The sequence below is a fragment of the Streptomyces typhae genome, assembly GCF_009755605.1.
In the GTDB taxonomy this organism is placed as follows: Bacteria; Actinomycetota; Actinomycetes; order Streptomycetales; family Streptomycetaceae; genus Streptomyces; species Streptomyces typhae.
This window is the reverse complement of record NZ_WPNZ01000003.1, coordinates 1-22,853: the sequence shown is the minus strand read 5'-3', so window position 1 is coordinate 22,853 and position 22,853 is coordinate 1. Positions and strand designations below refer to the sequence as shown.

The following is a 22,853-nucleotide window of genomic DNA, read 5'->3' as shown; positions in this document are numbered from 1 at the left end:
CCAGGGCCGGGCGGGCCGTCGTACGGCAGCCAGGACCCGGCCGGCAGCCGTACGGCGGCAGGGCTCCGCTAGAAGCCGTGCGGCAGCCAGGGCGCCGACGCCGAGCCGAACGCCAGTGACGCCTCCGCGAGCGCGCCCTGGCGCAGCTCACGCACCCGGCCCGCGCCCGCGAGCTGCGCGAGCGGCACCCCGCCGAGGTAGGCCGAGCCCAACTCCCGTACGGACAGCGCGAGGTCGGCCGGTGTGCCGTCGGCGTCCACGCGCTTGCAGGACGCTCCCTTGGGGTCGCCCACCAGGCGCCAGCGCCCCTCGTTCCACGGGCAGAAGGCGTCCTCGACGTCGAGGACCACGTCCACCGGCGCCTGGTACGTACGCGCTTCGAGGGCGGCGCCGACGTCCACCAGGCGTACGTACAGGGAGTCCCGGGAGCGGAGGTCGCAGCGGCGTACGTCGGAGACGAGCTGCACCACCGGGTCGTCCACCGGACGGTTCAGCGCGAGGACCGTCGTCGTCAGGTCGATGTCGCACAGGAAGCGCCACAGCGCCGCGTACGCCGCCGGGTCCAGGGCCTCGACGTCCTGCACGCGGACCGTGCCCTTGGGGCCCCGCGCGTCCCACTCGGGCTTGACCGCGAACAGCGCGTACCCGACGACCTCGCCGTCGCGCTCGGCGAGCACGCACTGCTGCGGCGACGCGCCGTTGCGCTCACCCGGCGGGTCCAGGGTGATCAGGCGCTCCCAGCCGGGCCGCCGGGCCAGCATGCCGGGGCGGCCCGCGACCCGCCGCGCGTACACCGCCTCGCAGGCGGGGCCGGCCTCGGCGGGCACCGCGTAGCGCAGCCGGACCTCGTCCGTGCCCGGCGGGACGGCGAGCCGCACCCGGGTCGTGTCGATCTCCAGGCGGAGGCTGTACGACGCCGTGCCGTACCCGAACCGGCCGTAGATGGCGGGCTCCGACGCGGTCAGGACCGCCACCGCCTCGCCCCGCTCGCGCACGTCGTCGAGCTGGCGCCGCATCATCGCCCGCAGCAGACCGCGACGCCGGTGCGTGGCCGCCACGCCCACCATCGTGACACCCGCCGTGTCCAGGAGGGCGCCGCCCGGCACGGTCACGCGGAAGCTGAACGCACCGGCCGTGCCCACGCAGACACCGTCGTCCCAGGCCCCGATCGAGCGCTCGCACTCCGTGAGGTCGTCCCACAGCTGCCGCTCCTCCGGCGCCTCGGCGACCCCGCCGAAGGCCCGCTCCAGCGTTGCGTACCACTGCTCCCATTCGCTCTGGTCCAACTGCCGCAATTCTGCTGTCATATGCCATGCCTACCAGGGCTCCCAGGACGCGGCGAGTGGTTTTCCGCGTACCGGAACGCGCGTGTGGACGCTGGGTGCGGAGATACGGGTGAGGTGCCCCTGAAGGGGGACAAGAGGTACCTCCCGTGCGAAGCGCCTGGCCCGGTGGATAGGGTCCACGAGCAATGGCGGTACGACGAGAAGGGCGCGAGCGACGCGAACAGCGTGCGCGGCGTGCCGAAGCCGAGACGTTCCCGGCCCGGATGAAGAAGCGGGTGCACCGGGCTCGCACAGGGCTGCGCAAATCCGGTGTCGACTACTTCCGCGGGGACGGCTCCGACTGGGTGGCCCTCGCCGCGCTGCTCCTCACCATCCCCGTCATCACCACCTGCACCATCGTCAACCCGGTGTGGTTCTCGCCGTCCACCCTCGTCCTGCCCATCGTCGCGGGCGGCCTGCTGCTCCGGCCCTCCAGCCTGCTCGGCCTGTACGCCGCGTCGGCCGCCGCCCTGATCGTGGAGTCCGCCAAGCTCGGGCCCTACGCGGAAGGGCCCGCGCGGGTCACTCCCGGCACCGTCCTGACCGTCGCCGCCTGCGGTTTCTTCGGGCTCCTCATCGCCCAGTTCCGCAGCCGCGTCGGCGTGCCCTGGCGCGGCGGCGGCACCATGCTCTTCGACCTGCGCGAACGCATCCGCGTGCAGAGCAAGCTGCCGAAGCTGCCACGCGGCTGGCACCGCGAGATGGCGCTGCGGCCCGCCGGCGGCCAGTCCTTCTCCGGCGACTTCGTCGTGGCCGCCCGCACGAACAGCGGGCGCACCCTGGAGGTCGTCCTCACCGACGTCTCCGGCAAGGGCATGGACGCCGGTTCCCGCGCCCTGCTGCTCTCCGGTGCCTTCGGCGGCCTGCTCGGCTCCCTGCCGCCGCACGCCTTCCTGCCCGCTGCCAACGGCTACCTCCTGCGCCAGGACTGGGACGAGGGCTTCGCCACCTCCATCCACCTCGTCCTCGACCTGGAGACCGGCGACTACGAACTCCTCTCCGCGGGCCACCTCCCCGCCCTCCAGCTCAACGCGGGCACCGGCCGCTGGGAGGAGAAGGCCGCCGAGGGGCCCCTCCTCGGCGTCTACGACGGCGCCCAGTTCGACCCCGTCAAGGGCTCGCTGCGCCCCGGCGACGTCCTGATGCTCTTCACCGACGGCATCGTCGAGTCCGCCGACCGCGACATCGCGGAAGGCATCGACCGCCTCACCGGCGAAGCCGACCGCTATGTCCCCGGCGGCTTCCACGGCGCCGCGTGGCACCTCATCGAGGCGGTCGCCAAGGACGTCAACGACGACCGGGCGCTGCTGCTCATCTGCCGGGACATCTAGCGGGCCCCTGGGCCTTGCGGTCTCCCCTTCGCCGGGGCTGCGGTTGCCGCCCGTCGCGCTGACGCGCTCGTCCTCAATCGCCGGACGGGCTTCTTCCCGCCCGCTCGTCCTCAAGTGCCGCTCCGGCGGGGGTTCTCAGCCCGTCCGGCGTTTGAGGACGAGGCGCGGAGCGCCGATACGGGGCCGGGGGCGTCGGCCACCGTGGATCGCGCTGCGCGCTCGTCCTCAATCGCCGGACGGGCTGGATATAGCCCGTCCGGCGATTGAGGACCGGGGGTCCAGGGGGCGGAGCCCCATGGTTTCGGTGAAGGGGCGGGCCAGGGGCGCCCCGCGAGGGCCTCCGCCAGCCACGACCCCCGAGGTGGGGTAAACCCCACCCCCCACTGGCCGGGCCGCCTCATGGCCCCGCCCACCCCGCACTCCGTACGTTCAATGCATCGGCCAAGTAAGAACGACGCAAACGACGGAGAGGGTGCACGCCATGGGGCTGCGCAGGAAGAAGCAGCGGGGCGAGGAGATCGCGGCCCCCGTACGGGGAACGGCGGGCGACTGGGCCGTGGAGCTGGGCGGGGTGCGCCGCCAGTACGGCCGCGGCTCCGGCGCCGTGCACGCCCTGCGCGGCATCGACCTGAACCTGCCCCGCTCCAGCTTCACCGCCGTGATGGGCCCCTCGGGCTCCGGCAAGTCCACGTTCCTCCAGTGCGCGGCGGGCCTGGACCGCCCCACGGCAGGCACCGTCCGCCTCGGCGGCACCGAGATCACCGGCATGAGCGAGAACAAGCTGACGGCCCTGCGCCGCACCCGCCTCGGCTTCGTCTTCCAGGCCTTCAACCTGCTCCCGTCACTCACCGTCGAGCAGAACGTCCTGCTCCCGATGCGCCTCGCGGGCCACCGCCCCGACCGCCGCAGGGCCGCCGACGTCCTGGCCCGGGTGGGCCTCGGCGACAAGGGCAGGCGCCGCCCGGGGCAGCTCTCCGGCGGCCAGCAGCAGCGCGTGGCGATCGCCCGCGCCCTGGTGACCTCGCCGGACGTGGTCTTCGCGGACGAGCCGACCGGCGCCCTCGACACCACCACCGCCACCGAGATCCTGACCCTGCTGCGCGCGGCCGTGGACGGCATGGGCGCGACGGTCGTGATGGTCACCCACGACCCGGCCGCCGCGGCCCACGCCGACCGCACCCTGTTCCTCGCCGACGGCCTGATCGTCGACCACCTGGACCGCGCCCCGGCCGCCCGGATCGCGGACCGCATGACCGCGCTCACCGCGCCCGCGTACGTGGGGGCGGCGGCGTGAGCCTCGTACCCAACGGCCTGGCCCGCGCGGCCGTCCGCTTCAAGCCCGCCGCGTTCGTGGGCACGTTCGTCGCCCTCACGATGGCCTCCCTGATCGTGACGGCGTGCGGCATCCTCCTGGAGACGGGCCTGCGCGCCTCGGTGCCGCCGGTGCGCTACGCGAACGCGCCCGTGGTGGCGGCCGATGACCAGAAGGCCCACTTCGTCACCGGCGGCGGCGAGGACCGCGAGGACGAGAGCACACCGGTGCCCGACCGGGCCAGGATCGACGGGTCCCTGGTGGCGAAGGCCGCCGCGGTACCCGGCGCCCGTACCGCCGTCGCCGACGTCACGTTCCCCGTCAAGCACGGCGGTAAGGAGCTGACGGCACACGGCTGGGGCTCCACCGCGTTCACCGGCGAGAAGCTCTCCGCGGGCCGCGCACCCGCCGCCGGGGACGTGGTTCTCGCGGGCCCGGCCGGGGCCCGCGTCGGCGAGCACGTCACGCTGACCACGGCGGCGGGCCCCCGCGACTTCCGGGTGTCCGGGATCGCCGGGGGAGCGGTGCCGACGGCGTGGTTCAGCGACGCGGAGGCGGTACGGATCTCCGGGCACCCGGGACGTGTCGACGCGATCGCCGTGCTGCCCAAGGACGGCGTCGGCACGCCCGAGCTCAAGTCCCAGGTGGCGAAGGCCCTCGGGGACGGAGCCGACGTGCACACCGGCGACGCGCGCGGAGCCGTCGAGGACCCGGGCCTCGCCGAGGCCAAGGACATGCTCGCCGGCATCGGCGGCTCCTTCGGCGGCATCGCCACGGCGGTCGCCGTCTTCACGGCCGCCGGTACGGTCGCCCTCTCCGTGGGCCAGCGCGCCCGCGAGTTCGCGCTCCTGCGGGCCATCGGCACCACGCCCCGGCAGATCCGCCGGACCATCGCCACCGAGTCCCTGCTCGTCGCGCCGCTCGCGGGCGTGCTCGGCTGCCTGCCCGGCACCGCCCTGGCCCGCTGGTGGTTCGGGCAGCTCAAGGACAAGGGCGCGGTCCCCGAGGCCGTGGACCTGTCCGTGTCCTGGATCCCGCTGCTCGTCGCGGCCGGTACGGCGGTGCTCTCCGCCCTCCTCGCCGGGTACATGGCCGCGCGCCGCCCCTCCCGCATCAAGCCGGGCCAGGCGCTGAGCGAGGCGTCAGTGGAGCCGCTTCCGGTCGGCTGGATCCGTACGCCCCTCGGGGTCGCCGCGACGGTCGGCGGTGTGATCCTCGCGCGGGTCGCCGCCACCACCACCGGTGAGGACGCGGCGAACGCGGCGCTCGGCGTGGTGATGCTCTTCATGCTGGCGGTGGCGCTCCTCGGGCCCCTGGTGGCGCGCGGCTGCGCGGCGCTGTTCGGCCTGCCGCTGCGCGGGGCGGGCGCGTCCGCGTCGCTGGCCGCAGCCAACTCCCGCAGCAACTCCCGCCGCCTCGCTTCCGCGATCACCCCGATCGTGCTCGCCATGGCGTTCGCCTCCACCCTCGTCTTCATGCACACCAGCGAGGACAGGGTGGCGGCCGACCAGCAGCGGGACGGCATCACCGCGGACCACGTCGTGACGTCGCGGACCGGCTTCGACGCGCCGACGGTACGCGGGGCGGCGTCCGGGGGCGGGGCCGCGGTCGGCGTGCTGAAGACCTCCGTGCTGCTGCCCGTCGGCTCGGGCGGCGACCGCTGGCTGGAGTCGGCGAGCACCCAGGGCGTCGCGGGCACGGCCGCCGACCTCGCGAAGGTGCAGGACCTCAAGACCGAGACCGGTGAACTCGCCCTCGGCAAGGGCAAGGTCGCCCTGGACGCGAACCTCGCGCACTCCGCGAAGGTCGGGGCCGGCGACCGCGTCGAGATCCGGCTGCCCGACGGCACGAAGGTCCGGCCCACGGTCGTCGCCACGTACGAGCGGGGCCTCGGACTCGCCCAGGTCACGCTGTCCGCCGACACGTTGAAGGAGCACGTCACCTCGGCGTTCGTCACGGAGGTCTGGACGAAGGGCGCCTCCGCCGCGGCCCTGAAGCGGCTGACGTCCCACGGCACGCTCCTCGGCCGCGACGACTACACCACGGCCCAGTCCGACGACCGGGAGCTGAACGCCTGGGCGAACACCACCATGGCGGCCGTACTCGGCGGCTTCGCCGCGGTCGCCGCCGCCAACACGCTCGTGATGACGGTCCTCGACCGGCGGCGCGAGCTGGGCACCCTGCGGCTCATCGGCACCACCCGGCGCCAGGTGCTGCGGATGGTGCGCTGGGAGGCGCTGCTCGTGACGGGCGCCGGGGTCGTCATCGGCACCGCGATCGCCCTGGCCACCCTCGTCCCGATGATGAAGGGCCTCACGGGCCAGGGCCCGTACATCCCGCCGCTCCTGTACGGGGCGTTCGCCGGGTCGGCCGTGGTGCTCGGCCTGGTGGCCACGGCGGTACCGGCACGGGCGGCGCTAAGGTCCCGGTCATGACGCTGATGACACCGGCAGAGGTGGAGGCGGTGGCCCGGCGGGCGCACGCCGGGCAGACCGACAAGGCGGGGCGGCCCTACGCCGAGCATCTGGCGGCGGTCGCCGCGGGGGTGCGGGCGCGGGGCGGTTCGGACGAGCAGGTCGCGGCGGCGTGGCTGCACGACGCGGTCGAGGACGACGCCCTCACGGCGGACTGGCTGGCACGGGCGGCGCTGACCCCGGCCACCAGGGCGATCGTGCTCGCGGTCACCAAGCGGCCCGGCGAGACCCCGGAGGCGTACGCCGCCCGAATCCTCGAAACACCGGGCGCGCTCCTGGTCAAGGAGGCCGACCTGGCCCACAACGCGGACCCGGGCCGCCTGTCCGTACTGGACGGGACGACCCGGGACCGCCTCACGGCGAAGTACGCGCGCATGCGCGCCCTGCTGGGACTCGGCTGAACGGGAGAGCCGCGCCCGGCTAGCGCCCGGACGAACTTCGTTCGCGGGCGAGGGCGGCCGCGTCCCTGCGGAACGCCCACTCCATCCTCGGCTCCATCGCGAAGCGGAAGAGGCGCTGGACGGGCGGCGTGCAGAGCAGGGTGACGACGGCGGCCGCGACGACCGTCACGAACACCTCGCCCGCGGGTTCGTGCAGCCACGGGTTGGCGTCGAACCAGCCCCAGAACCGGGAGCCCTTGGCCAGGAAGCCGTGCAGCAGATAGCCGTACAGGGTGCCTGCGCCGAGCACGGTGAACCACATCCTGCGCCGCGGCACCCAGGCGAAGAAGCACGCGGTGAGCAGTACCGAGCAGCCGAACAGGGCGAGGGTCATGACGATGCCGACCCACCACGGGACGCCCAGCTCCTGGGCGCTGTCACGGCGGTAGAACCACACCGACGTCATCCGCGGCGCGGCCCAGTAGGCGCACAGCACCGCGGCCGCGAACACCGGCACCGACAGGATGCGCACCTCGCGCCGCCGCACGAGCTGGAAGTGCTCGGGCTTCATGAACAGGCCGAGGACGAAGAACGGCAAGAACTGAAGGACGCGTTGCAGGTCGAGGTCGTCGCCGATGTCGGGCGAGATCACGGCGAGCATCGCGATGGCGAGGGCCAGGGGCACCGGCCGGCGCACGATCTTCCACAGCGGGGTGGTGAGCCGCCACACGAACAGGGCGATCAGGAACCACGTCAGGTACCACGGGTCGAGCAGGCTGATCGGCTGCGTCGGATCGTCGTCGCCCCACCGCTTGAAGAGGGTGTACGCCACCTCGAAGATCACGTACGGCACGGCGACGCCCGTCACCAGGCGCTTGAGCCGGTCGGGGCGCATGTCGAAACTGCGGGAGAAGTAGCCGGAGATCAGGATGAACGCCGGCATGTGGAAGGTGTAGACGGTCATGTACAGCGCCTCGGCGCTGCGGCTGTGGTCCGTCAGCGGCTCCCACGCGTGGCCCATCGCGACGAGCACGATCGCGAGGTACTTGGCGTTGTCGAAGAACGAGTCGCGCTGCTTGGCGGGTCTGCCCGCGGCCCGGGAGTCACCGGTGGCCGTGGGAGCCGGGGCCGCCGCGTACGCCGAGGAGGATCCGGGGGCGGATCCCGGGGCGGGTCTCGGGACGGAGTGGGGGGCGCGCGGGGCGGGCATCGCGTCGGCCGGCTCCGGTACGGGGGGCTGTACGGGAGGCAGCGGCGCCCGATGCCTGCCATGCGGTTGCACGGAGTTCGTCACAGGCCCTCCCACCACGAGCTCGGTGAGACGATCCGGGACCGCACTGCGCCTGCGGGGGTCGTGGCAGCGTGGAACATCTGAGGCACCCTAGCGTCGCCGTGGTGTTCCCGTAAAACTCTCAACTCATTCCTCCCGTGCATTGCCCGGTGGGCGTCTGAGTTCGCTGGAGTTCGGCGGATTCCGCCACTCGTCGCGCACTGATTTCTCCCGCTCGCCGACGTTCTCCGGTCCTTCTCCGGCCGGGCTACCGGCTTGAATGCGACTATCGGTTACCCCTGTTTCGGGACAGCTAACTGTCCGGTACGTCATAACTCGCACCGCTTAAATCGTGCATAACGCCCGCGGGGGACTCGGGGGGAATGTCCGTGTTGAATGGGTCGTGGCGGAATATGACGCTCCGCTCGGTGTGCTCCCGATGACAATGCGAATTCCTGTGAGGAACTTGTGCGAACGTCCCCGTGTACGGGTGACGGGACGGTGTCCTTGTGATGGCGGGGCGTTGTCCGGCCATGGAAACGATCACGTCGAATTCGGCCGTGGGTGGGCCGTCGAATTCCCGTACGGATAACCCCGGTTCCCCTGTGACCGGTGCGCCGCGGTGCCTCAAGTACCGCTCGGGACAGGGGCGGCACTGGTCAAGCCTTGGCCGACGATGTGTCACCGGCCGCATGACGGGGTCCTGTTGGTGGCACGATGGTTCTGGCGGGGGAGTGCGGGTCGTACCCCCCGGGTGGGCAAGCGACCGACCTAGGGTGTGATCAGTGTGGCCATTTCGCTGTCAGTGGTACTGCTGTTGGCGATCGTCCTTGTCATGATGATTCGTCAGGGGAACATCAAGGTGTGGCCCGCCATCGTCGCGGCCCTCTTCGGGTTCGTCCTCGCCTCGACGGGAATGGCCGACGACATCCAGGAACTCCTGGACTCGCTCGCGAACACCATCGGAGACATACAGTTCTGACGGCGCCCGTGGGCACACGTGTGCCCACGGGCCCGCGCGCGTGCCTGTACGCATGCCGTGCGTGCCCATGAGCGTCCGGCCGGCCCCTCTCCGGGGTCCGTGGCCGGGCGCCGGGCAGGCGACCCCGGTGACGGGTGCGACGGGGCACGCGCGCCCTGCTGATCGGCGGGCGCGGTGACGGGCTGACCAGCGGGTGCCCGCCGCCGCCGGGCGGAAACGCCTCCGGCCCGGCCGCCGAACGTGTCGGGGACCGGGCCGGAGGCCTTGGAGCGGGCGACGGGAATCGAACCCGCGTAGCTAGTTTGGAAGACTAGGGCTCTACCATTGAGCTACGCCCGCATGCTTCGCACAGGTGACGATCACGACTGCCAGCCATGGTCGGTCGCCACTGATCGTCACGGACCCCGGCGGGATGCCGGTGACCGCTGCACGGCAAGCATCGTAGCGGGTCGGTACGGCCCCTCGCACACCACCTCCGTGCGCCCCCACAAACCGGGAGCCGCACTGCCTGCGGGCATGTACCCTACGTGTCGCACCGACGGGGTGTGGCGCAGCTTGGTAGCGCGTCCGCTTTGGGAGCGGAAGGCCGTGGGTTCAAATCCCGCCACCCCGACCAGTACGGTCCCCCGCCCGCGTGGCCTGTTCCCGGCGGGTTCCCGGCTTCTCTCCGGCAGTATTCCGGCAGCTTCCCGACAGCTCCCCGGCGGCTCTCCCGCGGCGAGGGGCGCCCGTACGGCCCCCGCGGTCCCTCTTCCAAGATCGCATTGTGGGTCGGCTCCCGCGTGCCGTTACTATGCAAGCTGTGTGCCCGTGTGTCTCTCAACCGGGCAGAAACCAAGAAGTCAGCCCCCAAGGAGACCGAACCGTGAAGAGCGCCGTGGAGACCCTGAACCCGACCCGGGTTCGGCTCACTGTCGAGGTGCCCTTCGAGGAGCTCAAGGACAGCCTCGACGCGGCGTACAAGAAGATCAACCAGCAGGTCACGGTGAAGGGCTTCCGCAAGGGCAAGATCCCGGCCCGCGTCATCGACCAGCGGTTCGGCCGCGGTGCCGTGCTCGAGGAGGCCGTCAACGACGCCCTCCCGAAGTTCTACACCGAGGCGGTCAACGAGGCCGAGCTCAACGTCCTGGGCCAGCCCGAGGTGGACATCACCGAGCTGAAGGACAACGAGACCCTCAACTTCACCGCCGAGGTCGACGTCCGTCCGGCCATCGAGATCCCGGACTACTCCGGCATCGAGGTCGAGGTCGACGCCGTCGAGATCTCCGACGAGGACATCGCCAAGGCCGTCGAGGAGCTGCGCGAGCGCTTCGCGTCCACCTCCCCGGTCGAGCGTGCCGCCGAGGACGGCGACGTCGTGACGATCGACCTGGAGGCCAAGGTCGAGGGCGAGGTCCTGGAGGACGGCGTCGCGTCCGGCGTCTCCTACACCATCGGCTCCGGCGAGCTGCTCGAAGGCATCGACGACGCCGTGAAGGGCCTGGAGGCCGGGGCTGAGGCCACCTTCACCTCCGAGCTCAAGGGCGGCTCGGCCGCCGGCAAGGAGTCCGAGGTCACCGTCAAGGTCACCCAGGTCGCCAAGCGTGAACTGCCCGAGCTCGACGACGACTTCGCGCAGCTCGCGTCGGAGTTCGACACCCTGGACGAGCTGAAGGCCGACAGCCGCAAGCGTCTGGAGACCGCCCGTCAGTTCGACCAGGCCACGCAGGCCCAGGAGCGCGTCCTGGAGAAGCTCCTGGAGCTGGTCGAGGTCCCCGTCCCCGAGAAGCTGCTCGAGGACGAGATCCGCACCCGCAAGCACAACCTGGAGCACCACCAGCTCGGCCAGATGGGCCTCGACCTCGCGAAGTACCTGGAGATCCAGGGCAAGACCGAGGAGGAGTTCGACGCCGAGACCCGTGAGCAGGCGGTCAAGGGCATCAAGACGCAGTTCGTCCTCGACGAGCTCGTCAACAAGGAGAAGCTGAACGTGAACCAGGAGGAGCTCACCGAGCACCTCATGCGTCGCGCGCAGTCCTCCGGCATGAGCCCCGACCAGTTCGCCCAGGCTGTCGTCGAGGGTGGCCAGGTGCCGATGCTCGTCGGCGAGGTCGCCCGCGGCAAGGCGCTTGCCGTCGTGGTCGAGGCCGCGACGGTCAAGGACACCAACGGCGAGGTCGTCGACCTCGAGGACGAGGACGAGGACGCCGCCGAGGGTGCCTCCACGGAGGACGCCCCCGCCGAGGCCGCTGCCGACGCCTCCGAGGCCGACGCCTCCGAGGACAAGCCCAAGGCCTGACCCTCGGACCACCCGGTGCCGGCGGCCACACCGCCGCCGGTACCACCCGCTGGTATCCGGCCGCGTCCAGCGGCCCACGTACGCCACGAAGGCCCCTGCCGCGCCCTGCGCCCGACGGGGGCCTTCCGCGTACCCGGCCGCCCTGCCGGGCCGTGCGGGGCGGCCGGGTGGTCCCCGCACGCCCGGCACCTTTCCTCGGGTCGGCTGCCTCCGCCGTCCGCCGCTGCGCGGCGGGCTTCCCACCCACCCACCCGTGCGGGTGGTCTCAGCCTTACCGCCCCTGCTGGGGGCGAGCCGAGCGGTCGGTCGTTCCAGCCGCCCGGCACCTTTCCTCGCGTCGGCTGCCTCCGCCGTCCGCCGCTGCGCGGCGGGCTTCCCACCCACCCGTACTGGCAGTCCCAGCCTTACCGCCCTCTGCCGGGGCGACCCGCGCGGCCCCGCGCCCCGGGCACCCCACCCCCCGGCCCCCGGACGCAATCCGCCCCACCCCGAGGACGGCTGTTTCCCGAGCCCGGGTACGGCGGTCACGGGTGGGCGGGTGGGAAGCCCGCCGCGCGGCGGCGGGACGGTTGCCGCCCCGCCCGAGGCGCCCCCGCCAGACCTTGCGCTGCCAGCGAACAGTTCGGGAACCGGGATGGCGTTGTCCCACCTGGGCGTTAGGGTCCATGAATACGAGGGCAGTGGACTCGTTGCCCTCGGAACGAAGATGCTGAGACGGCCGGTGCCGTCAGAGACGAGCAGGTGGATACGTGACGAATCTGATGCCCAACGCAGCCGGTGAGCCGTCCATCGGTGGTGGCCTCGGCGACCATGTGTACAACCGGCTGCTCGGCGAGCGCATCGTCTTCCTCGGGCAGCAGGTCGACGACGACATCGCGAACAAGATCACGGCGCAGATGCTCCTCCTCGCGGCCGACCCCTCGAAGGACATCTACCTCTACATCAACAGCCCCGGCGGCTCGGTGACCGCCGGCATGGCGATCTACGACACCATGCAGTACATCCCGAACGACGTCGTCACCATCGGCATGGGCATGGCCGCCTCCATGGGCCAGTTCCTGCTGACCGGCGGCACCGCGGGCAAGCGCTTCGCCCTGCCGCACACGGACATCCTGATGCACCAGGGCTCCGCCGGCATCGGCGGCACCGCGTCGGACGTCAAGATCCAGGCGGAGTACCTGCTGCGCACCAAGCAGCGCATGGCCGAGATCACCGCCCGCCACTCCGGCCAGACGGTCGAGGCGATCATCCGCGACGGTGACCGCGACCGCTGGTTCACCACCGAGGAGGCCAAGGAGTACGGCCTCATCGACGAGATCATCAGCGCCGCTTCGGGTGTTCCGGGCGGCGGCGGCACGGGGGCCTGACCAGGCATCCGGCCGGCCCCCCGGCGCAGGCGGACCCGTCGCGGTCGCCGCGCCCGGAGGGGACACCGGCGAGGCCCCAGCCGACCCAGCCCACGCTCACACCCAGGACGGAACACCTCAGATGAACACCTTCCCCGCCAGCGGCCAGCCCTCGGGCCTGCACACCGGCCCCCAGGTGGACAACCGCTATGTGATCCCGCGCTTCGTCGAGCGCACCTCGCAGGGCGTGCGCGAGTACGACCCGTACGCGAAGCTCTTCGAGGAGCGCGTGATCTTCCTCGGCGTCCAGATCGACGACGCCTCCGCCAACGACGTCATGGCGCAGCTCCTGTGCCTGGAGTCGATGGACCCCGACCGGGACATCTCGGTCTACATCAACAGCCCCGGCGGCTCCTTCACGGCGCTCACCGCGATCTACGACACGATGCAGTTCGTGAAGCCCGACATCCAGACGGTCTGCATGGGCCAGGCGTCCTCCGCGGCCGCCGTGCTCCTCGCCGCCGGTACGCCGGGCAAGCGCATGGCCCTGCCGAACGCCCGCGTCCTGATCCACCAGCCGTCCGGCGGTACGGGCCGTGAGCAGCTCTCCGACCTGGAGATCGCGGCCAACGAGATCCTCCGCATGCGTACGCAGCTGGAGGAGATGCTGGCCAAGCACTCCACGACGCCCATCGAGAAGATCCGCGACGACATTGAGCGCGACAAGATCCTCACCGCCGAGGACGCGCTGGAGTACGGCCTGATCGACCAGATCATCTCCACCCGCAAGATGAACAACTCCTCGGTTCTCTGAGAGCTCGGCCGAGCCCCGGGCGAGACCACCTGCCGGCCTCGTCCGGGGCGTCGGGGCACCGTCCGCCCACCCCTCGGCACGACCCGCGTCGAAGCGAACCACGCCAAGGGGGGCCCGAACGAGGGGCCAGGCAAGGTACCGTCGGATACAAGGCACCAGGAGCCGCTGGACCAACGGCGTCTCCCAGGCGAAGGGGAAGCACACCGTGGCACGCATCGGTGACGGCGGCGATCTGCTCAAGTGCTCGTTCTGCGGAAAGAGTCAGAAGCAGGTCAAGAAGCTCATCGCAGGCCCCGGCGTGTACATCTGCGATGAGTGCATCGATCTCTGCAACGAGATCATCGAGGAGGAGCTCGCCGAGACGAGCGAGGTCCGCTGGGAGGAACTGCCCAAGCCCCGCGAGATCTACGAGTTCCTCGAGGGGTACGTGGTCGGCCAGGAACCCGCCAAGAAGGCGCTGTCCGTAGCCGTCTACAACCACTACAAGCGCGTCCAGGCCGGGGAGAACGGCGGCGCGCAGGGCCGCGAGGACGCCATCGAGCTGGCGAAGTCCAACATCCTGCTGCTCGGCCCCACCGGCTCCGGCAAGACGCTGCTCGCCCAGACGCTCGCCCGCATGCTGAACGTCCCTTTCGCCATCGCCGACGCGACGGCGCTCACGGAGGCGGGTTATGTCGGCGAGGACGTGGAAAACATCCTCCTGAAGCTCATCCAGGCCGCCGACTACGACGTCAAGAAGGCCGAGACGGGCATCATCTACATCGACGAGATCGACAAGGTCGCCCGGAAGAGCGAGAACCCGTCGATCACGCGTGACGTCTCCGGCGAAGGCGTCCAGCAGGCCCTGCTCAAGATCCTGGAGGGCACGACGGCCTCCGTACCGCCGCAGGGCGGCCGCAAGCACCCGCACCAGGAGTTCATCCAGATCGACACGACGAACGTGCTGTTCATCGTGGGCGGCGCCTTCGCGGGCCTGGAGAAGATCATCGAGGCGCGGGCGGGAGCCAAGGGCATCGGCTTCGGCGCCACCATCCGCTCCAAGCGGGAGCTGGAGGAGAAGGACCAGTTCGAGGACATCATGCCGGAGGACCTGGTGAAGTTCGGGATGATCCCCGAGTTCATCGGCCGCCTCCCGGTCATCACGTCCGTGCACAACCTGGACCGCGAGGCGCTCCTCCAGATCCTGGTCGAGCCGCGCAACGCCCTCGTCAAGCAGTACCAGCGCCTGTTCGAACTCGACGGCGTGGAGCTGGACTTCGAGCGCGAGGCCCTGGAGGCCATCGCCGACCAGGCCATCCTCCGCCAGACCGGCGCCCGCGGCCTGCGCGCCATCATGGAGGAGGTCCTCCAGTCGGTGATGTACGAGGTCCCGTCCCGCAAGGACGTCGCCCGTGTCGTCATCACGGCGGACGTCGTCCACTCGAACGTGAACCCGACGCTGGTGCCGCGCGACGCGCGGGGTTCCGGCCCCGGCGAGCAGAAGTCGGCGTAGCCGACACGACGGCAAGCAACAAGCAACAAGCAACAAGCAACAAGTAACAAGCAACGCCGAGGGGCGCCCAGCGAGACGAACTCGCTCGGCGCCCCTCGGCGTTGCCGTTGCCGTTGCCGTTGCCGGCGACGCCGCCGTCGGAGTGGGCCCAGTCAGCGTTCGACGCGGACCTCCGCGCGCAGCTTCCTCGTCGTCTCCGCCGCCTCGCGGAGGGGTGTCGCCCTGCCCGCCTTGATGGCGCGGACGTCCATCGGCAGTACCACCGCGGCGGTGCTGCGGTCCGCCCAGGCGCACAGGGCCATGCGGGCCGTACGGGCCTCCTCGGGGCCGGAACCCGTACCGGCGGCGGAGCCCTGGGACACCTTCGTCGCCTGGCACTTGAGGACCGCGCCGTCCGCGTCGAAGTCCTGCGGCGTGCCGAGCATCTCGTTCCGCTCGCCGCCCCTGCCCTTCTTCTCCGCCTTGTCCTCAAGGTCGGAGAACATCGCGTCGACGGTCTTCTCCGGATCGGCGATCTTCCCGTACACACCGGTGAACTGGATCATCCCACCGCCCATCGGATTGCCCTTGGCGCCGGACCCGTACACGGCCTGGACGTTCTCGGCGTCGCGCACCCCGAGCCGCGCGTGGCCTTCAAGACCGGCCGAGGTGATGCCGTCGACCGTCCGGTACCCGCCGAGCACGGTCTTCGGCGCCACCAGCTTGTGCGGCCCGTCGTCCACGACCGCCCCGGCCTTGCCGCCGCCCGCGCCCTCACTGCCGCCGGACGCGTCGCTACCGCCGCACCCGACGCAGACCGCCCCGAGGAGTGCGAGCACCACCGCCTCCACGGCCACGCCCGCGCCCCTCGCGCCGCTCACTTCTCGTCCGCTCACTGCTCGTTACTCCCTGACGCATGCCGAGGGCCCGGCCGGAGCCGGGCCCTCGCGCTGTTCGTACGACCGACCCCCACGGGTCAGATCTTGACGCGGATCTCCTTGCGCAGCTTGGCGGTGGTCTCCGCGGCAGCCTCGGGGTCGGCGGCCTTGCCCGCCGCCATCCCGGCGACCTCCATGGGCGTGGCGAAACCGAGCGTGCTGTGGTCCGCCCACAGGCAGAACACGACCTTCATCTCCTTGGGCGCCCCCGCGCCGCCGCCCGAGTCGAAGTTGGACGCCTTCGCCTCCTGGCACTTGAGGATCGCGCCGTCGAGGGAGTCGGGGTTGTAGGACTTGGGGTCGCCGGTCATCTCGATCTCGCGGTCGCCGGACGCGCCCTCCTTGTCCTCCTCGGACTCCTTCTTCATGTTGGCGAACATGGCGTCGAGGGTCTTCTCCGGATCGGCGATCTCCCCGTACACGCCGCCGAACTCGATCAGCTTCAGGCTGAGCGGGTTCTCCTCGTCGCCCGCCTGGTACTGGGCGCTGACGTCCTTGGGGTTCTTCACCCCGAACTTCCTGGCCTCCTTGATGTCGCTGGAGGACATGCCCCCGCCACCGCTGCCGGACTCCTTCTTGTACTCGGAGAGGACGGTCTCGGGGGTGGTCAGCTTGTGCGGGCCGTCGTCCTCGACCTTGCCGGAGCCGCTGTCGCTGCCGCCGAGGACGAAGTAGGCGCCCACGGCGATGGCGGCGACGACCGCGACCGCGCCGATGATCAGGCCCGTCTTCTTGCCGCCGCCTCCGCCCGGCGGGGGCGGCGGGACCTGGCCGTAGGGGGCCTGGGGCTGCTGCCCGTACGGGGTCTGCTGGCCGTAAGGGGCCTGCTGCCCGTAGGGGCCGGGCTGCTGCGGCTGCCCGTAGCCGGGCTGGCCGTAGGGCTGCTGCGGCGGGACGCCGCCCGGGGGTTGCTGGGGGTGCCCGTATCCCGGCTGCTGGGGCGGCTGCTGCGGGTAGCCGTAGCCGGGCTGCGCGGGCTGCTGGGGCTGCCCGTAGGGGCCCGGCTGCGGGGGCTGCTGCCCGCCGCCGTAGGGGCCTGGCTGCTGCGGCTGCTGCCCGCCGTACGGGCCCGGCTGGTTGTGGCTCATTCCTCGGTTCCCCCTTCGGGATACGGTGCTGCGCCACCCCATCGTGACGGAAGCGGGCCCCGGCCGTGGCGGCCGGGGCCCGCTGCGCGTACGCGACCCGCGTCGGTATGTCAGCAGACGTCAGCAGACATCCGCAGACGTCAGCGGGCGGCTGCTGACATCAGAGCTTGACGCGGGCCTCCTTGCGGAAGCCGGCGGCCTTCTCCGCGCCGTCCGCCAAATCGGCGGCCTTGTTGGCGAGCGCGTCCGCCACGGTCGTGGTGACGACCACGCCGATGGTGCTCTTGTCGCCCCATATGCAGGTGGCCATCGACATCTCCTTGGGCCCCTGGCTGGTGGAGGACGACGACGAGCCCATGGCGTACTTCATCTCCTGGCACTTCATCACCGCGCCGTCCAGAGCCGACGGGTTGTACGACTTCGGCTCGCCGACGACGGTCACCTTGCGCCCGGTGCCGCTCGCGTCGCTCTTCTCGGACTTCTTCCTGGCCTCCGCGAACATCTTGTCGACGACCGCCGCAGGGTCCTCGATCTCCCCGTAGACACCGTTGAACTGGAGGATCTTCTGCGCGAGCGGGTTGTCCTGGCTGCCGGAGCTGTACTGCGCGGCGATCTCCTTGGGGTCCTTCACCCCGAACTTCGCGGCGTTCTTCGTCTGCTCCGAGGACATGTCGCCGCCGCTGGCGCTGCCCGGCTTCTTCTTGTAGTCGGTGAGGACCGTCTCGGGGGTGGTCAGCTTGTGCGCGCCGTCGTCCTTGACCTTGCCGGAGCCGCCGCTGTCACTGCTCCCCAGCACGAAGTACGCCCCCACCCCGATCGCCGCGACCACCGCGACCGCCCCGATGACCAGGCCCGTCTTCTTCCCGCCGCCTCCGCCCGGAGGGGGCGGCGGTACCTGGCCGTAGGGGCCTTGCGGCGGCTGCCCGTAGGGGCCGGGCTGCTGCGGCTGGCTGTAGCCGGGCTGGCCGTAGGGCTGCTGCGGCGGGACGCCGCCCGGGGGTTGCTGGGGGTGCCCGTATCCCGGCTGCTGGGGCGGCTGCTGCGGGTAGCCGTAGCCGGGCTGCGGGGCCTGCGGCGGCTGCTGGCCGTAGGGGCCAGGCTGCTGCGGCTGGCCACCGCCGTACGGTCCGGGCTGCTGCGGCTGCTGCCCGCCGTACGGGCCCGGCTGGTTGTAGCTCATTACTGGGGATCCCCTCGAACGCCTGAGCGCGCCCTCATACTCCCGCGCGCTTATGTGGTCCCGACATCCTGACCGACCTGGAGCGTGGGGTGGGGACCGGGACGGCAACCGTTACTGAAGATTCGGGTTTCGGGACCACTCTGTGACACCTCTAAACTGACCCCGTGACCGAGAACGCTCAGCAGCAGCCGCCAGCGACCACCCCCGAGCTCCCGACGCAGTACGCGCCGGCCGAGGTGGAAGGGGTGCTGTACGAGCGCTGGGTAGAGCGCGGTTACTTCGACGCGGACGCGAAGAGCGACAAGGAGCCCTTCACCGTCGTCATCCCGCCGCCGAACGTCACCGGCAGCCTGCACCTGGGCCACGCCTTCGAGCACACCCTCATCGACGCCCTGACCCGCCGCAAGCGCATGCAGGGGTACGAGGTCCTGTGGCAGCCGGGCATGGACCACGCCGGTATCGCCACCCAGAACGTGGTCGAGCGCGAGCTCGGCAAGGAGGGCAAGTCCCGGCACGACCTCGGCCGGGAGGCCTTCGTCGAGCGCGTGTGGCAGTGGAAGGGCGAGTCCGGCGGCCAGATCTCCGGCCAGATGCGCCGCCTCGGCGACGGCGTCGCGTGGTCGCGCGAGCGGTTCACCATGGACGAGGGCCTGTCCAAGGCCGTCCAGACGATCTTCAAGCGGCTCTACGACGACGAGCTGATCTACCGCGCCGAGCGCATCATCAACTGGTGCCCGCGCTGTCTCACGGCGATCTCGGACATCGAGGTCGAGTACCAGGACGACGACGGCGAGCTGGTCTCGATCACGTACGGGGACGGCGACGAGACCCTCGTCGTCGCGACCACCCGCGCCGAGACCATGCTCGGCGACACGGCCGTCGCCGTGCACCCCGACGACGAGCGTTACAAGCACCTGATCGGCAGGACCATCAAGCTGCCGCTCACCGACCGCGCCATCCCGGTCGTCGCCGACACGCACGTCGACCCCGAGTTCGGCACCGGCGCCGTCAAGGTGACGCCCGCCCACGACCCGAACGACTTCGAGATCGGCCGCCGCCACGACCTGCCGAACCTCGCGGTCATGGACGAGCACGCCGTGATCACGGTCCCCGGCCCCTTCCAGGGCCTGGACCGCCTGGAGGCCCGGTCCGCCATCGTCGGCGCGCTGCGCGCCGAGGGCCGCGTCGTCGCCGAGAAGCGCCCGTACACCCACTCCGTGGGGCACTGCTCGCGCTGCAAGACGACGATCGAGCCGCGCCTGTCCATGCAGTGGTGGGTCAAGGTCGGCCCGCTCGCCAAGGCCGCCGGTGACGCGGTCCGCGACGGCCAGGTCAAGATCCACCCGCAGGAGATGGAGAAGCGCTACTTCGACTGGGTCGACAACCTCCACGACTGGTGCATCTCGCGCCAGCTCTGGTGGGGCCACCGCATCCCGGTCTGGTACGGGCCGAACGGCGAGGTCGTCTGCGTCGGCCCCGACGACGAGGCGCCCACCGGCGAGGGCTGGACGCAGGACACCGACGTCCTCGACACCTGGTTCTCCTCCGGCCTGTGGCCCTTCTCCACCCTCGGCTGGCCGGAGAACACCGAGAGCCTCGCGAAGTTCTACCCGAACTCCGTCCTCGTCACCGGCTACGACATCCTCTTCTTCTGGGTCGCCCGGATGATGATGTTCGGCCTGTACGCGATGGACGGCACCCCGCCGTTCCACACCATCGCCCTGCACGGCATGGTCCGCGACCAGTTCGGCAAGAAGATGTCGAAGTCCTTCGGCAACGCGGTCAACCCGCTGGACTGGATGGACAAGTACGGCTCCGACGCGCTGCGCTTCACCCTCGCCCGCGGCGCCAACCCCGGCGTGGACGTCCCGATCGGCGAGGACTGGGTGCAGGGCTCCCGGAACTTCGCCAACAAGATCTGGAACGCCACCCGCTTCGCCCTGATGAACGGCGCCACCGTCGAGGGCCCGCTCCCGGACGCCGCCGACATGTCGGCGACCGACCGCTGGATCCTCTCCCGCCTGAACACAGTGGTCGCCGAGGTCGACGCGTACTACGAGGACTACCAGTTCGCGAAGCTCTCCGACGCCCTGTTCCACTTCGCCTGGGACGAGGTCTTCGACTGGTACGTGGAGCTGTCCAAGACCACGTTCATGGCGGGCGGCCCGGCCGCGGAGGTCAGCAAGCGCGTCCTCGGCGAGGTCCTCGACGTCACGCTGCGCCTCCTGCACCCGGTCGTGCCGTTCGTGACGGAGACGCTGTGGACGACCCTCACCGGCGGTGAGTCCGTCGTGATCGCCCAGTGGCCCGCCGACTCCGGCTTCCGGGACCCGGCCGCCGAGCAGGAGATCCGCTCCCTCCAGGACCTGGTCACCGAGGTCCGCCGGTTCCGCGCCGACCAGGGCCTCCAGCCGGGCCAGAAGGTCCCGGCCCGCCTCACCCTGGACGGCACGCCGTTCGCCCCGCACGAGGCCGCGGTCCGCCAGCTCCTGCGCCTCCAGCCGGAGGGCGAGGGCTTCGCGGCCACGGCGACGCTGCCGGTCTCCGGCGCCACGGTCGCGCTCGACCTGTCGGGCACGATCGACGTGGCGGCGGAGCGCAAGCGGCTCGCCAAGGACCTCGCCGCCGCCGAGAAGGAGAAGGCCCAGGCCACCGGCAAGCTCGGCAACGAGGCGTTCCTGGCGAAGGCGCCCGACCAGGTCGTGGACAAGATCCGCGGCAGGCTCGCCAAGGCCGAGGAGGACATCGCCCGCCTCCAGGCGCAGCTGGACGGCCTCCCGGCCGCGTAACGCCGGCGGGCGGCTCGGCGACTGGGAGACTTGCCAGCTGGGCAGCTGGGCAGCTGGGTAGCGCTTCGAAGGCGCCCGGAACATCGGATACCGAGTTCCGGGCGCCTTCGCCGTATCCGCCCCCGTCGGCCCTCGTCCGCTCCCGTCGGCCCTCGTAGGTCAGGCCTCCGTCGCCACCGGCCCCGTCCCCACGGCCTCCGCGTTGCGCCGCGTCTTGGCCCACCCGTTGCGGCCCCGCAGCAGGCGCAGGAACCCGCGGGCCGCCACGACGAACACGTGGTACGCGTACAGCCACAGCGCGAGCCCCCAGAGCAGACCGGTGAGGCGGGAGCGGTCGGGTGCGAAGTCCCGGCGGTAGAGCGGCCCCCAGGCCACGAACGGCAGCACCGACAGGGCGCACAGCAGCAGGATCAGCGGCCAGTTCCCGAGGAACGCGTCCCGCATGGAACCGCCCGCGACGACGGCGGCGAGCAGGATCACGCTCAGGACGAGCGTCGCCACGTGCGCGAGGGGCTGCATGAAGGTGTACAGGGTCTCCAGGACGCCCCGGCCCGAGTAGTGCCGGGAGCCGACGATGCGGGGCGCGTAGCGCACGCACTGCAGGTTGCCCTGCGCCCAGCGGGTGCGCTGGGTGAGGAAGCGGCGGGCGCGCGGCAGTGCCTCCTGCGAGACGTGGGTGTCGGCGATGTGGGCGATCCGGTAGCCGCCGAGGATCATGTGCAGGCCGAGTTCGTAGTCCTCCAGGAGCGCGTCGCGCTGCCAGGGGCGGCGCTCCGCCGCCGCGATCCGGTCGAGCGAGGTGAGCCGCGTGAACTGGCCGTTGCCACCGAGGCCGACCGAACCGGTGCGGCCGCGCAGCAGCTGCATGCCCGCGTTGGACACCGCGAACTCCATGTCCTGCATCCGGACGAGCAGCCGCGCCACGGCGTTGGCGGCACGCCCGCGCTCGGGCAGCGGCCGGGCGTCCGCGACATTGCGCATCCGCACGCTGACCTGCACCCCGCCGGTCTCCGGGTCACCGAACCCGGCGTCGCCGCTGACCCGCGCGAGCGCGTCCGGGGCGAGCCGCCCGTCGGCGTCGACGACGCACACGACGGTACGGGAGCGGTCCGCGGCCACGGGCAGGAAGTCGTTCAGGGCCGCGTACGCCGAGTTGAGCGCCGCGCCCTTGCCGATACGGGCGTCGGGGCGCCGACGCGACACCAGGTGCACCTGGCCGTCACCGTCGGCGAGCCCGGCCACGACCGCCGCGGTGGTGTCGTCGCTGTCGTCGTCGACGACCCACACATGGGAGGCGGGAAAGTCGGCGCGCAACTGCGCGACGGTCGCCCCGATGACGGTCTCCTCGTCCCGGCACGGCACGAAGAAGTGCCAGTCGAAGGCGGCGGGGTCCCCGTCCGGGACGGGCTTGCGGCGCGTGTACGCGTGGCGGGCGCCGGCCCAGTACAGCAGGAAGCAGGCGAGCAGGAAGAAGGGCAGGGCGTAGAGGAGATAGTGGGGGGTGAGCACGGGGTCCTCGGTCCTCGGGGTGGTGGGGCGGGCGGTCTTGGGCGGAACGGCGCTTCGTCCCGCGTGGCGAGCGGGATGTTCTGAGGCCCGTCCGGTGGGCGGAAGGACGTCAGGCCCGTCCGGTCCGGTGAGCGGGTGGCTCTCAGGCCCGCCTGGCGAGCAGGGGTTTTCAGGTCCGCACGGGAGCGGGGATGTCGGGCCCGTCCGGTGGGCGGGGGATGTCGGGCTCGTTCGGTGGGCGGGGGTTTTGGTGCGTGCGGCGAGTGGGGTTTCCGGGCGGGGCCGGTCGGTGGGGGATGGCGGGACCGTCCGGCGGGCGGGGCTTTCAAGCGCGTGCGGCGAGCGTGGGGCTTCAGGCGCGGCCGG

General features: G+C 71.5%; 16 protein-coding genes and 2 tRNA genes. 11 read left to right on the top strand and 7 right to left on the bottom strand.

Features of this window, described 5'->3' with window-relative positions; translation table 11 throughout:
* Positions 1–68: 68 nt before the first annotated feature.
* On the bottom strand, positions 69–1,307 hold the full coding sequence (locus GPA10_RS06680) for a GNAT family N-acetyltransferase (RefSeq protein ID WP_157164700.1): 1,239 nt from the start codon (positions 1,305–1,307) through the stop codon (positions 69–71).
* 164 nt (positions 1,308–1,471) lie between these two features.
* On the opposite strand from GPA10_RS06680, the gene GPA10_RS06675 reads away from it, so the two are divergent.
* The 4 genes from GPA10_RS06675 to GPA10_RS06660 all read left to right on the top strand — a co-directional run bounded on the left by GPA10_RS06675 (position 1,472) and on the right by GPA10_RS06660 (position 6,843).
* Complete coding sequence (locus GPA10_RS06675; protein WP_058850992.1) at positions 1,472–2,656, top strand: PP2C family protein-serine/threonine phosphatase; 1,185 nt, start codon at positions 1,472–1,474, stop codon at positions 2,654–2,656.
* 481 nt (positions 2,657–3,137) lie between these two features.
* Positions 3,138–3,950 carry an ABC transporter ATP-binding protein gene (locus tag GPA10_RS06670; protein ID WP_157164699.1) on the top strand — a complete coding sequence of 271 codons (813 nt, stop codon included), beginning with the start codon at positions 3,138–3,140 and terminating at the stop codon, positions 3,948–3,950.
* Positions 3,947–6,403: an ABC transporter permease gene (locus tag GPA10_RS06665; RefSeq protein ID WP_343040445.1), complete on the top strand. Its 2,457-nt coding sequence runs from the start codon at positions 3,947–3,949 to the stop codon at positions 6,401–6,403. Before GPA10_RS06670 ends, GPA10_RS06665 begins: the two co-directional genes overlap by 4 nt.
* Before the next feature lie 5 nt (positions 6,404–6,408).
* Positions 6,409–6,843: an HD domain-containing protein gene (locus GPA10_RS06660; protein ID WP_157164912.1), complete on the top strand. Its 435-nt coding sequence runs from the start codon at positions 6,409–6,411 to the stop codon at positions 6,841–6,843.
* 19 nt (positions 6,844–6,862) lie between these two features.
* Here GPA10_RS06660 and GPA10_RS06655 read toward each other — a convergent pair whose 3' ends face one another.
* On the bottom strand, positions 6,863–8,116 hold the full coding sequence (locus tag GPA10_RS06655; RefSeq protein WP_343040444.1) for an acyltransferase family protein: 1,254 nt from the start codon (positions 8,114–8,116) through the stop codon (positions 6,863–6,865).
* Between the two features lie 763 nt (positions 8,117–8,879).
* On the opposite strand from GPA10_RS06655, the gene GPA10_RS41630 reads away from it, so the two are divergent.
* Positions 8,880–9,074 carry a hypothetical protein gene (locus tag GPA10_RS41630; protein ID WP_030564085.1) on the top strand — a complete coding sequence of 65 codons (195 nt, stop codon included), beginning with the start codon at positions 8,880–8,882 and terminating at the stop codon, positions 9,072–9,074.
* Between the two features lie 265 nt (positions 9,075–9,339).
* On the opposite strand, the gene GPA10_RS06650 is transcribed toward GPA10_RS41630, so the two are convergent.
* Positions 9,340–9,413 (bottom strand) — tRNA-Gly (locus GPA10_RS06650).
* Between the two features lie 200 nt (positions 9,414–9,613).
* Between GPA10_RS06650 and GPA10_RS06645 the strand changes: the two genes are divergently transcribed.
* The 5 genes from GPA10_RS06645 to clpX all read left to right on the top strand — a co-directional run bounded on the left by GPA10_RS06645 (position 9,614) and on the right by clpX (position 15,004).
* Positions 9,614–9,690 (top strand) — tRNA-Pro (locus tag GPA10_RS06645).
* 249 nt (positions 9,691–9,939) lie between these two features.
* Complete coding sequence (gene tig / locus GPA10_RS06640) at positions 9,940–11,352, top strand: trigger factor (protein ID WP_343040443.1); 1,413 nt, start codon at positions 9,940–9,942, stop codon at positions 11,350–11,352.
* Between the two features lie 761 nt (positions 11,353–12,113).
* The gene (locus tag GPA10_RS06635; RefSeq protein ID WP_058851065.1) at positions 12,114–12,719 is read left to right on the top strand and encodes an ATP-dependent Clp protease proteolytic subunit; all 606 of its coding nucleotides are present in this window, start codon (positions 12,114–12,116) and stop codon (positions 12,717–12,719) included.
* Positions 12,720–12,840: 121 nt separating this feature from the next.
* Positions 12,841–13,512: an ATP-dependent Clp protease proteolytic subunit gene (locus GPA10_RS06630; RefSeq protein ID WP_058850986.1), complete on the top strand. Its 672-nt coding sequence runs from the start codon at positions 12,841–12,843 to the stop codon at positions 13,510–13,512.
* A 205-nt stretch (positions 13,513–13,717) separates the two neighbouring features.
* Entirely contained in the window at positions 13,718–15,004 is a 1,287-nt protein-coding gene (gene clpX, locus GPA10_RS06625; RefSeq protein ID WP_058850985.1) for an ATP-dependent Clp protease ATP-binding subunit ClpX, read from the top strand.
* A 152-nt stretch (positions 15,005–15,156) separates the two neighbouring features.
* Here clpX and GPA10_RS06620 read toward each other — a convergent pair whose 3' ends face one another.
* The 3 genes from GPA10_RS06620 to GPA10_RS06610 form a co-directional block, all read right to left on the bottom strand.
* The gene (locus GPA10_RS06620; RefSeq protein ID WP_157164697.1) at positions 15,157–15,879 is read right to left on the bottom strand and encodes a hypothetical protein; all 723 of its coding nucleotides are present in this window, start codon (positions 15,877–15,879) and stop codon (positions 15,157–15,159) included.
* Between the two features lie 80 nt (positions 15,880–15,959).
* Entirely contained in the window at positions 15,960–17,009 is a 1,050-nt protein-coding gene (locus tag GPA10_RS06615; RefSeq protein WP_157164696.1) for a hypothetical protein, read from the bottom strand.
* Between the two features lie 160 nt (positions 17,010–17,169).
* Positions 17,170–18,189, bottom strand: a complete 1,020-nt coding sequence (locus tag GPA10_RS06610) for a hypothetical protein (protein WP_157164695.1) — start codon at positions 18,187–18,189, stop codon at positions 17,170–17,172.
* Positions 18,190–18,353: 164 nt separating this feature from the next.
* On the opposite strand from GPA10_RS06610, the gene GPA10_RS06605 reads away from it, so the two are divergent.
* The gene (locus GPA10_RS06605; protein ID WP_343040441.1) at positions 18,354–20,978 is read left to right on the top strand and encodes a valine--tRNA ligase; all 2,625 of its coding nucleotides are present in this window, start codon (positions 18,354–18,356) and stop codon (positions 20,976–20,978) included.
* Positions 20,979–21,137: 159 nt separating this feature from the next.
* On the opposite strand, the gene GPA10_RS06600 is transcribed toward GPA10_RS06605, so the two are convergent.
* Positions 21,138–22,487, bottom strand: a complete 1,350-nt coding sequence (locus GPA10_RS06600; protein WP_343040439.1) for an XrtP-associated glycosyltransferase — start codon at positions 22,485–22,487, stop codon at positions 21,138–21,140.
* Between the last annotated feature and the right edge of the window lie 366 nt (positions 22,488–22,853).

Excerpts from the sequence above, each read along its gene's own strand:
- GPA10_RS06680 (WP_157164700.1), bottom strand. The coding sequence starts at position 1,307 with ATGACAGCAGAATTGCGGCAGTTGGACCAGAGCGAATGGGAGCAGTGG.
- GPA10_RS06675 (WP_058850992.1), top strand. The coding sequence starts at position 1,472 with ATGGCGGTACGACGAGAAGGGCGCGAGCGACGCGAACAGCGTGCGCGG.
- GPA10_RS06670 (WP_157164699.1), top strand. The coding sequence starts at position 3,138 with ATGGGGCTGCGCAGGAAGAAGCAGCGGGGCGAGGAGATCGCGGCCCCC.
- GPA10_RS06660 (WP_157164912.1), top strand. The coding sequence starts at position 6,409 with ATGACACCGGCAGAGGTGGAGGCGGTGGCCCGGCGGGCGCACGCCGGG.
- GPA10_RS06635 (WP_058851065.1), top strand. The coding sequence starts at position 12,114 with ATGCCCAACGCAGCCGGTGAGCCGTCCATCGGTGGTGGCCTCGGCGAC.
- GPA10_RS06630 (WP_058850986.1), top strand. The coding sequence starts at position 12,841 with ATGAACACCTTCCCCGCCAGCGGCCAGCCCTCGGGCCTGCACACCGGC.
- GPA10_RS06615 (WP_157164696.1), bottom strand. The coding sequence starts at position 17,009 with ATGAGCCACAACCAGCCGGGCCCGTACGGCGGGCAGCAGCCGCAGCAG.
- GPA10_RS06610 (WP_157164695.1), bottom strand. The coding sequence starts at position 18,189 with ATGAGCTACAACCAGCCGGGCCCGTACGGCGGGCAGCAGCCGCAGCAG.